Annotated in this window: 13 protein-coding genes and 1 pseudogene; 5 read left to right on the forward strand and 9 right to left on the reverse strand. The window is 54.4% G+C overall.

Annotated elements, in window-relative coordinates:
• Window positions 1-22: 22 nt before the first annotated feature.
• Window positions 23-919: a site-specific tyrosine recombinase XerD gene (gene xerD / locus OOJ60_RS07355; protein ID WP_042292373.1), complete on the reverse strand. Its 897-nt coding sequence runs from the start codon at window positions 917-919 to the stop codon at window positions 23-25.
• A 99-nt stretch (window positions 920-1,018) separates the two neighbouring features.
• Here xerD and fldB point away from each other — a divergent pair, with 99 nt between their 5' ends.
• Window positions 1,019-1,540 carry a flavodoxin FldB gene (fldB, locus tag OOJ60_RS07360; RefSeq protein ID WP_042292135.1) on the forward strand — a complete coding sequence of 174 codons (522 nt, stop codon included), beginning with the start codon at window positions 1,019-1,021 and terminating at the stop codon, window positions 1,538-1,540.
• Between the two features lie 44 nt (window positions 1,541-1,584).
• Here fldB and OOJ60_RS07365 read toward each other — a convergent pair whose 3' ends face one another.
• A complete protein-coding gene (locus OOJ60_RS07365) occupies window positions 1,585-1,992 on the reverse strand; it encodes a protein YgfX (RefSeq protein ID WP_042292137.1) in 408 nt (135 codons plus the stop codon).
• Window positions 1,973-2,239 carry an FAD assembly factor SdhE gene (sdhE, locus tag OOJ60_RS07370; protein WP_042292140.1) on the reverse strand — a complete coding sequence of 89 codons (267 nt, stop codon included), beginning with the start codon at window positions 2,237-2,239 and terminating at the stop codon, window positions 1,973-1,975. Before sdhE ends, OOJ60_RS07365 begins: the two co-directional genes overlap by 20 nt.
• Window positions 2,240-2,495: 256 nt before the next feature.
• On the opposite strand from sdhE, the gene ygfZ reads away from it, so the two are divergent.
• A complete protein-coding gene (ygfZ, locus tag OOJ60_RS07375) occupies window positions 2,496-3,476 on the forward strand; it encodes a tRNA-modifying protein YgfZ (RefSeq protein WP_042292142.1) in 981 nt (326 codons plus the stop codon).
• 100 nt (window positions 3,477-3,576) lie between these two features.
• On the opposite strand, the gene trhA is transcribed toward ygfZ, so the two are convergent.
• The gene (trhA, locus tag OOJ60_RS07380; RefSeq protein ID WP_060569470.1) at window positions 3,577-4,236 is read right to left on the reverse strand and encodes a PAQR family membrane homeostasis protein TrhA; all 660 of its coding nucleotides are present in this window, start codon (window positions 4,234-4,236) and stop codon (window positions 3,577-3,579) included.
• Window positions 4,237-4,398: 162 nt separating this feature from the next.
• A complete protein-coding gene (gene yqfB, locus OOJ60_RS07385) occupies window positions 4,399-4,710 on the reverse strand; it encodes a N(4)-acetylcytidine aminohydrolase (RefSeq protein WP_042292149.1) in 312 nt (103 codons plus the stop codon).
• 52 nt (window positions 4,711-4,762) lie between these two features.
• Here yqfB and OOJ60_RS07390 point away from each other — a divergent pair, with 52 nt between their 5' ends.
• Together OOJ60_RS07390 and OOJ60_RS07395 are read left to right on the forward strand one after the other, a co-directional pair.
• Complete coding sequence (locus tag OOJ60_RS07390; RefSeq protein ID WP_060569471.1) at window positions 4,763-5,491, forward strand: MurR/RpiR family transcriptional regulator; 729 nt, start codon at window positions 4,763-4,765, stop codon at window positions 5,489-5,491.
• Between the two features lie 117 nt (window positions 5,492-5,608).
• Window positions 5,609-7,042, forward strand: coding sequence for a 6-phospho-beta-glucosidase (locus tag OOJ60_RS07395; RefSeq protein WP_205612322.1), 1,434 nt, complete (start codon window positions 5,609-5,611; stop codon window positions 7,040-7,042).
• A gap of 58 nt (window positions 7,043-7,100) precedes the next feature.
• Here the strand turns inward: OOJ60_RS07395 and OOJ60_RS07400 are convergent, their stop codons facing one another.
• The 4 genes from OOJ60_RS07400 to gcvT all read right to left on the reverse strand — a co-directional run bounded on the left by OOJ60_RS07400 (window position 7,101) and on the right by gcvT (window position 12,511).
• On the reverse strand, window positions 7,101-7,844 hold the full coding sequence (locus tag OOJ60_RS07400; RefSeq protein WP_205612323.1) for an SDR family oxidoreductase: 744 nt from the start codon (window positions 7,842-7,844) through the stop codon (window positions 7,101-7,103).
• 75 nt (window positions 7,845-7,919) lie between these two features.
• Window positions 7,920-10,793 (reverse strand): aminomethyl-transferring glycine dehydrogenase, encoded by a 2,874-nt coding sequence (gene gcvP, locus OOJ60_RS07405; protein ID WP_205612324.1) that lies wholly within the window; start codon window positions 10,791-10,793, stop codon window positions 7,920-7,922.
• A gap of 208 nt (window positions 10,794-11,001) precedes the next feature.
• Entirely contained in the window at window positions 11,002-11,391 is a 390-nt protein-coding gene (gcvH, locus tag OOJ60_RS07410) for a glycine cleavage system protein GcvH (RefSeq protein ID WP_042292161.1), read from the reverse strand.
• Between the two features lie 25 nt (window positions 11,392-11,416).
• Complete coding sequence (gene gcvT / locus OOJ60_RS07415) at window positions 11,417-12,511, reverse strand: glycine cleavage system aminomethyltransferase GcvT (protein WP_042292164.1); 1,095 nt, start codon at window positions 12,509-12,511, stop codon at window positions 11,417-11,419.
• 317 nt (window positions 12,512-12,828) lie between these two features.
• Here gcvT and OOJ60_RS24835 point away from each other — a divergent pair.
• Window positions 12,829-12,888: pseudogene (locus tag OOJ60_RS24835) on the forward strand (hypothetical protein); the annotation flags it as partial.
• Window positions 12,889-12,934: the final 46 nt, after the last annotated feature.

The following is a 12,934-nucleotide window of genomic DNA, read 5'->3' on the forward strand; positions in this document are numbered from 1 at the left end:
TCTTTTCCTGTTCTTTCAGCCATCACGCTCTGGGGTGATGCTGTTGATGAAGTTGACGCAAGCGCTCGGTCGCGACGTGAGTATAAATCTGTGTGGTGGAGAGGTCGCTGTGTCCCAGCAGCATCTGCACCACGCGCAGGTCAGCGCCATGATTGAGCAAATGCGTGGCAAATGCGTGACGCAAAACGTGCGGCGACAGTTTCTCGCTGTCGATCCCCGCCAGCACGGCATAATGTTTAATGCGGTGCCAGAAGGTCTGGCGCGTCATCTGCTGCGCGCGCTGGCTGGGAAACAATACGTCAATGGAGGCGCCGTTAAGCAGCCATGGACGCCCATGTTCAAGGTAAGTCTCCAGCCAGTACACCGCTTCCTCGCCCAAAGGAACGAGGCGTTCTTTGTTGCCTTTGCCAATCACGCGGACCACCCCCTGACGCAGGCTGATGTCACTCATTGTCAGCCCCACAAGTTCAGAAACACGCAATCCGGTGGCATACAGAATCTCGAGCATCGCTTTATCGCGTAACTCCAGCGGTTGGTCAACCACCGGCGACTGTAATAATCTCTCAACTTGCGCTTCGCTAAGATCCTTCGGCAAGCGCTGCGGAAGTTTGGGCGATGCCAGCGCCGCGCTCGGATCGTCTGCGCGAATCTTTTCCCGATACAGATACTGGAACAGACGACGCACGGCGCTCAGCAGTCGCGCCGTACTGGTCGCTTTATAGCCACCGTCCATCCGCTCGGCCAGCAGCGCTTGCAGATCGTCGCTCTGAGCGGTTTCCAGCGACGCGTTACGGTGCGCCAGCCACTCCACCAGCATAGTGAGATCGCGACGATAGGCGCTCAGGGTATTTTCCGCCAGATTTTTCTCCAGCCACAGCGCATCAAGAAAGTGTTCAATGCGCGCGAGATCCTTTTCCACATCAGCCTCTTTGATTTTGCAAGCCGCCATTATGACTCAATGGTATGGGTTCTGGTACACTACGCCTAAAATCAAAGCAAATATTGAGACGTTTACGCGATGAATATGGGTCTTTTTTACGGTTCCAGCACCTGCTACACCGAGATGGCCGCGGAGAAAATTCGTGACATCATCGGCCCGGAACTGGTCACCCTTCATAACCTGAAAGACGACGCGCCTGCCCTGATGGAGCAGTACGACGTGTTAATCCTCGGTATTCCTACCTGGGATTTTGGCGAAATTCAGGAGGACTGGGAAGCCGTCTGGGATCAACTGGACACACTCAACCTCGAAGGCAAAATTGTCGCGCTCTACGGGATGGGCGACCAGTTAGGCTACGGCGAATGGTTCCTTGACGCGCTGGGCATGCTGCATGACAAGCTGGCGACCAAAGGCGTAAAATTCGTCGGCTACTGGCCTACCGAAGGTTATGAGTTCACCAGCCCAAAACCGGTTATTGCCGATGGTCAGCTGTTTGTCGGTCTGGCGCTGGATGAAACCAACCAGTACGACCTTAGCGACGAGCGGATCCAGACCTGGTGTGAGCAAATTCTCGGCGAGATGGCGGAACACTACGCCTGAATGAGCTCAGTCTGACGGCACAGGGTTCTGCCTGTCCGTCAGCGTTATCGTTGCATTGACTGTTGCAGCATCAGCCGACATAAATCCCGCCACTCCGCTTCATCCATGCTGTCCGCTGCAAGCCACAAATGCTGGCGCTTCCCGCTTTCTGAACGCAGGCGCAACATCATGCCGGTTTTGATGATCCAGGGCGCGCTGACGATTGTCCATTCACGCCCTTGCCATCGAAGCCGACCGTCCATTAGCAGTTTCACCTCGCCCTGACAGGCGTTTATTCGACGCTGACTACGGACGCAGTCAAACACCACCAGCGACAGTAAAATCATCCACAGCGGGGTGTAGCTCAGCGGCCAGGGCATTAACAAAATCGCCGCGGCCACCAGCCCATGCAGGAGCAGCGACAACCACTGCGCGCGCCACGAGACGCGGAGATCAGATTGCCACAGGACCACGATCCCGATTCCGTGTCTGGATGAGTCGTACCATCTGTTCCAGCTCAACATCCGCTGGTTTACCGTGGTTCATTAACCAGTTGAATAAATCGGGATCGTCGCATTCCAGCAGACGGACAAAAATGCGTTTTTCATCATCGCTTAACGTATCGTATTCATGTTCGAAAAACGGCATGATGGAAATATCGAGTTCACGCATACCGCGACGGCATGCCCAGTGAATACGTGCTTTGTTGTTAATATCCATGTTCTTCTTCCTGTCTTACGAAAATGAACGACCCGGCTATTGTAACGTGTTTTTCATCATAATTTACGGGAATATCAGTATTCGGAAGCACGATCGCTAATTAAAACCACAAAGAGACAATGGGTTCATTGTTTCTGGATGACGCCTCGCAATGCGAAAAATAAGGCACAAATGGGATGAGTAAAGCGCTTGCATTAGGCACTGGCTCTTTTACCATTAGTCATTATTACTGCGTTAAGCAAATCAGGACATTATTATGGCATTTACTCCATTTCCTCCCCGTCAGCCGTCAGCCTCCGCGCGTTTGCCGCTGACGCTGATGACGCTTGATGACTGGGCGCTGGCTACCATTACCGGCGCCGACAGCGAAAAATATATCCAGGGTCAGGTCACTGCCGACGTGAGCCAACTGGATGAGCACCAGCATGTTCTGGCGGCGCATTGCGATGCTAAAGGCAAAATGTGGAGCAACTTGCGCTTGTTCCGAGACAACGGCGGTTTCGCCTGGATTGAGCGCCGCAGTCTGCGTGACGCTCAGCTCACCGAACTGAAAAAATATGCCGTGTTCTCGAAAGTGGTTATCGCGCCGGATGACGAGCGCGTGCTGCTCGGCGTTGCTGGTTTTCAGGCGCGTGCGGCGCTGGCGAACAGTTTCAGCGTACTGCCGGACGCCGAAAAGCCGGTTGCTCGTGATGGCGTTACCACGCTGTTATGGTTTGAACATCCGGCAGAGCGTTTTCTGTTGATCACCGATGCCGCAACCGCGGAAGCCGTCAGCGAAAAATTGCGCGGCGAAGCAGAACTGAACAACAGCCAACAATGGCTGGCGCTGGATATCGAAGCCGGTATTCCGGTCATTGACGCGGCAAACAGCGCGCAGTTTATTCCGCAGGCTACTAACATTCAGGCGCTGGGCGGCATCAGCTTTAAAAAAGGCTGCTATACCGGCCAGGAAATGGTCGCCCGGGCGAAATTCCGCGGCGCCAATAAGCGCGCGCTGTGGTATCTGGCCGGTAAAGCCAGCCGGGTTCCGGAAGCGGGTGACGATCTGGAATTGCAGATGGGTGAGAACTGGCGCCGCACCGGCACGGTGCTCGCCGCGGCGCAGCTCGACGATGGTCAGCTGTTGGTGCAGGTGGTGATGAACAACGACATGGAAGCTGACAGCGTATTCCGCGTTCGTGACGATGCCAATACGCTACACATCGAACCGCTGCCCTATTCGCTGGAGGAGTAAAAACCGACCCAGTGGCGCGGCGTCTGACGGCGCTGCGCTTACCAGACCTACCGCTCGGTTAGAAGCCGGATGAGGTGCTCACCGATATCCGGCATACAAACTACGCCTGACCGACGTACAGATAAATCGCGAGGAAATGGCAGACGCTGCCGCCGAGTACAAAGCCGTGCCAGATGGCATGGTTATAAGGTATGCGTTTACATACGTAGAAAATAACGCCCAGCGAGTAGACCACGCCGCCGACTGCCAACAACGTCACACCGCCTGCCGCCAGCTTGATCGCCAGTTGATACACGACAATCAACGACAGCCAGCCCATCGTCAGATAGGTCACCAGCGACAGCACCTTAAACCGGTGCGCAATTGTCAGCTTGAACAAAATGCCCAGCAGCGCCAGACTCCAGATCACAATCATTAGACCACGCGCCAGCGGTGAGTCCAGTCCCACCAGCAAAAACGGCGTATAAGTACCGGCAATCAACAGATAGATCGCGCAGTGGTCGAATTTCTTCAGCCACACTTTGGCGCGCTGATGTGGGATGGCGTGATACAACGTGGAGGCCAGAAACAGCAGAATCATACTGCCGCCATACAGACTGTAGCTGGTAATCGCCGTGGCGCTGGCGTTCATATCCACCGCCTGAACCAGTAACAGCACCAGGCCGACAATACCAAACACCAGCCCAATACCATGACTGATGCTGTTGGCGATTTCCTCTGCCAGTGAATATCCCTGTGCGATTAATGGCTTTTGAACCATAGCTTACTCCGGAGAAACGAACATATTCGTGATTGCTCCTCTAGCGTAACTGAGAATAGTTCCAGTGAACACCTGTTAGCTAAAATATTTCCACTTTTAAATTTAATCAATAAATATCAATAACTTGAATTTACCATTTCAACTTACAGCTGTTCGGTAAAATCAAACACATTTAAAATCAATTACATAAAACTGCTTCTCATTCGGGTAAATGTCAGCGATTACCTGCTTTAGCTCATCAAGCGTCATATTTTCCTGTCGTGCATGTTCTTCCGTCAGCGTGTCCAGCGTCACTGTCGACGTTCCTACCACGTTAATCGTGCAAAAATAACCATCATCTTCATAACGCCCCACCCGCAGAACATCGCCTGCTTTAAAGTGCGCTTCTGAAGCATCGCGAATGGTGATGGTTTTCCGGCCTGCCAGAATATCGTCCTGGAAGCGCTGAAAAAAAGTGATGTCATTGGACTGCATGTTATTATTTCCTGAAGATCAAGTCAGATGAGTGAGTTTTGCCATTGTGAGTATGTTCTCCCACGCCGCCGTCGCCAGTCTCAACAATATCGAGATGTTGGTCTACAACTATGTCATTAAAAACCGTGACAAAGTGATCTACATGACCATCCGCGAGCTGGCCGACGCGGCAGGGGTTTCCACCACCACCGTGTTACGCTTCTGCCGCAAACTCAGTTGCGAAGGCTACTCAGAATTTCGCGTACGTTTTAAATTATATGTAGAGCAAAATGAACCGCAACAGACAAATTTTGGCGCCAGCGAAATCATTAGTTTCTTTAAAGGCGTAAATAATGATGAATTTGATCAGTTACTCGATCGGGCCGTCGAGATAATATTGTCTTCTGAACGCATTATATTTGTCGGTGCAGGGACATCCGGCGCCTTAGCGAAATACGGCGCGCGTTTTTTCTCGAATGTGGGTAAATTCAGTAACCATATTGACGACCCTTATTTTCCGGTCACTAACGATATGGCGCGTAATGCGCTGGCGATTGTGCTTTCAGTTTCGGGCGAAACCGAGGAGATCCTGCGTTTTGCCAGCCAGTTCAGCCTGCATAAGTGTAAGGTCCTGTCGGTCACCAGCCACGAACATTCGCGCCTGGCAAAACTGGCCGACTTTAATCTCTCCTGGCACGTCCCGCAAACCCGTATTGGCGGCGTATACGATATTACTACGCAAATTCCGGTGATTTATATTCTTGAGACGCTTGGTCGCAAGCTGGCAAAAAAACTAGCGTAAAAACAGGGTGTTTTTTGGTGGTAACAAATTACCGCTGCGCTATTTTGTTATATCGTGACATTTACCTTCCCTTTGTTAGACTCAAATCCGTTTGTATGAATTTGAGATAACCTGACGATGAACACACTCACCTTACCGAAAGATTTTTTATGGGGCGGCGCAGTCGCAGCGCATCAGGTGGAAGGCGGCTGGAATAAAGGCGGCAAAGGACCGAGCATTTGTGATGTGCTGACCGGCGGCGCGCACGGCGTACCGCGTGAAATCACCCGGGAAGTGGTGCCGGGCAAATACTACCCGAATCACGACGCAGTGGACTTCTATGGTCACTATAAAGAAGACATCAAACTGTTTGCCGAAATGGGCTTCAAATGTTTTCGCACATCGATTGCCTGGACGCGCATTTTTCCACAGGGCGATGAAACGCAACCCAATGAAGAGGGGCTGAAGTTTTACGATGACATGTTCGATGAGTTGCTTAAGTACAACATTGAACCGGTCATCACCCTCTCCCACTTTGAAATGCCGCTGCATCTGGTAGAGCAATACGGAGGCTGGACGAACCGTAAGGTGGTCGATTTCTTTGTTCGTTTCGCTGAAGTGGTGTTTGAACGCTACAAGCACAAGGTCAAATACTGGATGACCTTCAACGAGATCAACAACCAGCGTAACTGGCGCGCGCCGCTGTTTGGCTACTGTTGCTCCGGCGTGGTATATACCGAGCATGACAATCCGGAAGAAACCCTCTATCAGGTGTTGCATCATCAGTTTGTCGCCAGTGCGCTGGCGGTGAAAGCGGCGCGGCGCATCAACCCGGAAATGAAGGTCGGTTGTATGCTGGCCATGGTGGCGCTGTATCCCTTCTCCTGTAAGCCGGAAGATGTGATGTTCGCTCAGGAGTCGATGCGTGAGCGCTATGTTTTCACCGACGTCCAATTACGCGGATATTATCCTTCTTACGTGCTGAACGAATGGGCGCGCCGCGGCTTTACCATTCACATGGAAGAAGGCGACACGGACATTTTACGTGAAGGCACCTGCGACTATTTAGGCTTCAGCTACTATATGACCAACGCGGTGAAAGCGGAAGGCGGCAGCGGCGACGCCATTTCCGGCTTTGAAGGCAGCGTGCCGAACCCGCACGTGAAAGCCTCTGACTGGGGCTGGCAGATCGATCCGGTGGGTCTGCGTTATTCCCTCTGCGAACTGTACGAGCGCTATCAGAAACCGCTGTTTATCGTCGAAAACGGCTTTGGCGCTTACGATAAAGTCGAGGAAGACGGCAGCATTAATGACGACTATCGCATCGACTACCTGCGCGCCCACATCGCGGAAATGATCAAAGCGGTAACTTACGATGGCGTGGATCTGATGGGTTACACCCCGTGGGGCTGCATCGACTGCGTCTCGTTCACAACGGGTCAGTACAGTAAGCGCTACGGCTTTATTTACGTTAACAAACACGACGACGGTACCGGCGATATGTCACGCTCACGCAAAAAAAGTTTTGAGTGGTATAAAAAAGTGATTGCCAGTAACGGCGAAGAGCTTTAACCCTTTACGCCGGGTGGCGGCTTCGCCTGACCCGGCCTGGACAGGGTCGCGGTGGGATTTACTTCCCCCCGGCCAGTTCCAGAAAACTCCCCGTCACGTATGACGCCTTCTCACTTAATAGCCAGACGATCGCCTGCGCCACCTCTTCCGGCTGACCGCCGCGCTGCATTGGCAGCATTGACTTCACCCGATCCACCCGCCCGGGCTCGCCGCCGGAAGCATGAATATCGGTATAAATCAGTCCAGGACGAACGCAGTTGACGCGGATGCCCTGCGCCGCCACTTCCAGTGATAATCCCGTCGTAAGGGAATCGACGGCGCCTTTTGACGCCGCATAATCCACATATTCCCCCGGTGCGCCTAACCGTGACGCCGCAGAGGACACATTCACAATCGCCCCGCCTTTGCCTCCGTGCCTGAACGACATACGTTTAACCGCTTCACGACAGCAGAGAAAATACCCCGTCACGTTAGTTGCCAGCACGCGGTTGATCCGCTCAGCGGTCAGATACTCAACCGTGCTTTGTTCAAACAGGATACCTGCATTATTGACCAGCGCGGTTAGCGGCTCGTTTTCACTATCGATAGCGGCGAACATCGCCACGACCTGCGCCTCGTCGCTAATGTCAGCGCGCAGGGCAAAAGCCTTGCCGCCCACGGCCGTTATCGCCTGCACGACCTCGGTTGCCGCGCGGATATTATGATGAAAATTCACGGCGACGGTATAACCTTCGCACGCCAGTTGCAGCGCGGTGGCCCTGCCAATTCCCCGGCTGGCGCCGGTGACCAGTGCAATTCCCATACTCTTTCCCCCACAAAAAAGCCGAGCGGCAGTGACGCTCACCCGGCCTACAATGTCACTGACACAGCGGAATGATTACTGGTATTCGCTCATCGGTACGCAGGAGCAGAACAGGTTACGGTCGCCGTAAACATCATCAAGACGCTTCACGGTCGGCCAATACTTATTCGCTCCCCCCGCCGGGAACACCGCGACTTCGCGGCTGTAGCTGTGATGCCATTCTGCCACCAGCTCGTTCTGGGTATGCGGCGCGTTCACCAGCGGGTTATCGTCCAGCGACCACTCACCCGCTTTCACGCGATCGATCTCCGCACGAATCGCCAGCATCGCATTGATAAAACGATCCAGCTCGACCTTGCTTTCAGATTCCGTTGGTTCCACCATCAACGTGCCCGCTACCGGGAACGACATGGTCGGCGCATGGAAGCCGTAGTCGATCAGGCGCTTGGCAATATCCAGTTCGCTGATGCCTGTCTCTTCTTTCAGTGGACGAATGTCGAGAATACATTCGTGCGCCACGCGACCGTCGCGGCCGGTATACAGCACCGGGAACGCGTCTTTCAGACGGCTGGCGATATAGTTAGCATTGAGAATCGCCACCTGGCTTGCCTGCTTTAAGCCCTCCGCACCCATCATCCGGATGTACATCCAGCTGATCGGCAGAATAGACGCACTGCCAAACGGTGCGGCGGAAACCGCGCCCTGACGAGTCAGCATTCCTTCGATCTGTACCACGCTGTGGCCCGGCACAAACGGCGCCAGGTGCGCTTTCACGCCAATCGGCCCCATGCCCGGACCGCCGCCGCCGTGCGGAATACAGAAGGTTTTATGCAGGTTAAGGTGCGACACATCCGCGCCGATAAAGCCTGGCGAGGTAATGCCAACCTGAGCGTTCATATTCGCCCCGTCAAGGTATACCTGACCGCCATACTGATGGACGATCTCGCACACTTCACGGATCGTCTCTTCATACACGCCGTGGGTGGAGGGGTAGGTCACCATGATGCAGGAGAGATTTTCGCCCGCCTGCTCTGCCTTCGCGCGGAGATCGGCAAGATCGATGTTACCGTTCTTGTCGCAAGCGACAACCACAACCTGCATCCCTGCCATTTGTGCAGAGGCCGGGTTAGTACCGTGGGCGGAGGCCGGGATCAGGCAAATATCACGATGCCCTTCGTTACGGCTTTCATGGTAATGACGAATCGCCAGCAGACCAGCATATTCCCCCTGCGCGCCGGAGTTTGGTTGCATGCAAACGGCGTCGTAGCCGGTCAGTTTCACCAGCCAGTCGGCAAGCTGGCCGATCATCTGCTGGTAACCTTCCGCCTGCTCCGGTGGACAGAACGGATGCAGTTCAGCGAATTCCGGCCAGGTGATCGGGATCATCTCTGCCGCCGCGTTCAGCTTCATCGTGCAGGAGCCCAGCGGGATCATCGCCTGATTCAGCGCCAGATCTTTGCGCTCAAGCGAGTGCATGTAGCGCATCATTTCGGTTTCGCTGTGATAGCGGTTAAATACCGGATGACTCAGGATCGCGTCGTCACGCAGCATACTTTGCTGAACAGAGCGGCTGTCATGGGCGACGTCTTTGTCCAGTGCGTCTACGTTCAGACCGTGATCGTCGCCGAGCAGGACGGTAAAAAGTTGCTCTACGTGTTCACGGGTTGTGGTTTCATCCAGAGTAATGCCCACTGCGCTGATGATATCGCTGCGCAGATTAAATTCTGCGGCTTCCGCACGCGCCAGCACCGCGGCTTTATCTGCCACTTCCACACACAGGGTATCGAAGTAGTGCGCATGACGCAGTTTCAGCCCTTTTTGCTGCAAACCTGCCGCCAGAATATCCGTCAGGCGGTGAATACGATTTGCGATACGTTTCAGGCCAACCGGACCGTGATATACCGCATACAGGCTGGCAATATTCGCCAGCAGCACCTGTGAGGTACAGATGTTGGAGTTGGCTTTTTCACGACGGATGTGCTGTTCGCGCGTCTGCATCGCCATGCGCAGCGCGGTGTTACCCGCCGCATCTTTCGATACGCCAATGATTCGGCCCGGCATGGAGCGTTTAAATTCATCTTTTGCCGCAAAGAAGGCCGCGTGTGGACCGCCGTAGCCCATCGGCACGCCAAAGCGCTGGGCGGAGCCGAATACAATGTCCGCGCCCTGTTTGCCCGGCGCCGTCAACAGCACCAGCGCCATAAAATCGGCCGCGACGCTGACAATCACCTTCCGCCCCTTCAGTTCGCTAATCAGCGCGCGGTAATCGTGCACTTCGCCGGTGGTGCCGACCTGCTGCAACAGCACGCCAAAGACGTCCTGATGATCCAGCACCTTTTCGGCGTCATCGACAATCACGTCAAAACCGAAGGTTTCCGCACGCGTCCGCACGACATCCAGCGTTTGCGGATGGACGTCAGCGGCGACGAAGAAACGGTTGGCGTTCTTCAGTTTGCTCACCCGCTTCGCCATCGCCATGGCTTCTGCTGCGGCAGTCGCTTCATCGAGCAGCGAGGCAGACGCCATATCCAGACCGGTCAAATCCAGCGTTACCTGCTGGAAGTTGAGCAGCGCTTCCAGACGGCCCTGAGACACTTCCGGCTGGTATGGCGTGTAAGCGGTGTACCAGCCCGGGTTTTCCAGCATATTGCGCAGGATCACCGGCGGTAACTGCACGGCGGTGTAACCCATACCAATGAAGGAGGTGAAGCGCTTGTTACGTCCGGCGATGGCTTTTAATTCAGCCAGCGCTGCATATTCTGTCGCCGCCTCGCCCACCTGCGGCGGTGTGGCAAGCTGAATATCTTTCGGCACAATCTGGCCGATCAGCGCATTTAACGACTCGGCGCCAACCGTATTCAGCATTTCTTGCTGCTGCGCGGCGTCCGGTCCGATATGGCGTTCAATGAAAGCGCCGCTGTTTTCAAGCTGGCTTAACGTCTGTGTCATGGGCGATGGTTCCTGAAACGTGCAGTGAATCGTGATTGTCTTTAACTCAATTGCCCGGTGGCGATACGCTTACCGGGCCTGGGCGTATAAAACAAATATGCAGAATCATTCGCGTTGCAGGAGGGCGGCGACGCAGAGGATCCCCAGGCGCTTAGGTGAGTCAGTGACCGGGGTAAGCCACGCCTGCAGCGTGAAGAATGCAGCGTAATTACTCGTCTTCTAACAATGCTTCGTACGCCGTGGCGTCCAGCAGTGAATCCAGTTCGCTCTCATCGCTGGCTTTGATCTTAAAGATCCAGCCCGCGGCATACGGCTCGCTGTTGACCAGCTCCGGAGAGTCGCTCAGCGCGTCGTTGACGGCCACAATCTCGCCGCTCACTGGCGCGTAGATGTCAGACGCCGCTTTCACGGACTCGGCCACCGCGCAGTCGTCGCCTGCGCTGACCGTCGCGCCCACTTCCGGCAGGTCAACAAACACCATATCGCCCAGCAACTCCTGAGCGTGTTCAGTGATGCCAACGGTGTAGGAGCCATCTGCTTCTTTACGCAGCCATTCGTGTTCTTTGCTGTATTTCAGTTCTGCGGGTACGTTGCTCATCAATCAATCTCCAGAAAAGGATGAATCACGCGACGGCTTTGCCGTTGCGCACAAAGACAGGTTTAGTCACTTTTACCGGCATTTCACGGTTACGGATCTGCACAATCGCCGTCTCGCCAATGCCTTCCGGCACACGCGCCAGCGCAATGCTGTAGCCCAGCGTCGGAGAGAACGTACCGCTGGTGATGATGCCTTCTTGTTGATTACCCTGGGCATCGGTAAAGCGGACCGGCAGCGCAGTGCGCAGCACGCCTTTTTCCGTCATTACCAGACCGACCAGTTGTTCGGCGCCTTTTTCACGCTGCATCTCCAGCGCTTCACGACCGATAAAGTCGCGCTCAGCCGGTTCCCAGGCGATCGTCCAGCCCATATTGGCCGCCAGCGGGGAGATCCCTTCGTCCATCTCCTGACCGTACAGGTTCATGCCCGCTTCCAGGCGCAACGTGTCGCGCGCGCCGAGGCCGCACGGTTTAACGCCAGCATCGACCAGCGCCCGCCAGAAATCGGCGGCCTTTTCATTCGGCATCGCAATTTCATAGCCCGCTTCGCCGGTGTAGCCGGTGGTTGCGATAAACAGATCGCCCGTCTGGACGCCGAAAAACGGTTTCATGCCTTCTACCGCCTGACGCTGTTCGTCGGTGAACAACGTGGCGGCTTTCGCCTGCGCGTTCGGCCCCTGAACGGCAATCAGCGACAGGTCATCACGAACGGTGATCTCAATGGCGTAAGGTTCGGCGTGTTGGGAGATCCAGGAGAGGTCTTTTTCGCGGGTGGCGGAGTTGACAACGAGGCGGAAGAAATCTTCGGTAAAGTAATACACAATCAGGTCATCGATGACGCCGCCCGACGCGTTAAGCATACCGGAATACAAGGCTTTCCCGGTTTTGGTGAGCTTTGCCACATCGTTCGCCAACAGATAGCGCAAAAACTCCCGGGTGCGGCTGCCGTGCAAATCGACGATGGTCATGTGCGACACATCGAACATGCCGGCATCGGTGCGGACCGCATGGTGCTCATCAAGCTGAGAACCATAATGCAGCGGCATCATCCAGCCATGAAAATCGACCATGCGCGCGCCACATAGCGTGTGTTGTTCGTACAAAGGAGTCTGTTGAGCCATCTTGTCCTCATTGAATAAGCGGGGCTGACAACCATTTCGCCGTGACAATATTCACCACGAAACCTGGCGCCGGAGCCCTGTCCCGACCCCGACGCAAACGTTCTCTTTGACTCTGAACTTACCACCGAAACTGACGCTTAACCATAAGGCAAAATTAATCATCACATTAGCTTATGACCAAAAATCGCCAGCAGCACAGAAAAATAAAATACTGCTTAAATGCCCTTCTGTCTGTGTTTTATTTTTAAAATTGCGCACCCTCTCCGCAGAATGAAACATTAAATGCGGAAAAATTGTCAAAAATCGCGTAGCGCAAAAACACTTTCATTAGAAAAAGTAATGCGAAAACGTGGGTGAAATTAGTTTATTTCAAATGAGTGAAGGTCCCCGGCGAAGACGCCGGGAGAGAGAAGTGTGACGGGT

It is taken from the genome of Citrobacter sp. R4, assembly GCF_026719175.1.
Classification (GTDB): Bacteria; Pseudomonadota; Gammaproteobacteria; order Enterobacterales; family Enterobacteriaceae; genus Citrobacter_A; species Citrobacter_A sedlakii.

What these genes read in the sequence shown, in the direction of transcription:
- trhA (WP_060569470.1), bottom strand. Translation starts at nt 4,236, where the DNA reads ATGGTTCAAAAGCCATTAATCGCACAGGGATATTCACTGGCAGAGGAA.
- OOJ60_RS07395 (WP_205612322.1), top strand. Translation starts at nt 5,609, where the DNA reads ATGAACACACTCACCTTACCGAAAGATTTTTTATGGGGCGGCGCAGTC.
- yqfB (WP_042292149.1), bottom strand. Translation starts at nt 4,710, where the DNA reads ATGCAGTCCAATGACATCACTTTTTTTCAGCGCTTCCAGGACGATATT.
- gcvH (WP_042292161.1), bottom strand. Translation starts at nt 11,391, where the DNA reads ATGAGCAACGTACCCGCAGAACTGAAATACAGCAAAGAACACGAATGG.
- OOJ60_RS07400 (WP_205612323.1), bottom strand. Translation starts at nt 7,844, where the DNA reads ATGGGAATTGCACTGGTCACCGGCGCCAGCCGGGGAATTGGCAGGGCC.
- sdhE (WP_042292140.1), bottom strand. Translation starts at nt 2,239, where the DNA reads ATGGATATTAACAACAAAGCACGTATTCACTGGGCATGCCGTCGCGGT.
- gcvP (WP_205612324.1), bottom strand. Translation starts at nt 10,793, where the DNA reads ATGACACAGACGTTAAGCCAGCTTGAAAACAGCGGCGCTTTCATTGAA.
- fldB (WP_042292135.1), top strand. Translation starts at nt 1,019, where the DNA reads ATGAATATGGGTCTTTTTTACGGTTCCAGCACCTGCTACACCGAGATG.
- gcvT (WP_042292164.1), bottom strand. Translation starts at nt 12,511, where the DNA reads ATGGCTCAACAGACTCCTTTGTACGAACAACACACGCTATGTGGCGCG.
- ygfZ (WP_042292142.1), top strand. Translation starts at nt 2,496, where the DNA reads ATGGCATTTACTCCATTTCCTCCCCGTCAGCCGTCAGCCTCCGCGCGT.
- OOJ60_RS07390 (WP_060569471.1), top strand. Translation starts at nt 4,763, where the DNA reads ATGTTCTCCCACGCCGCCGTCGCCAGTCTCAACAATATCGAGATGTTG.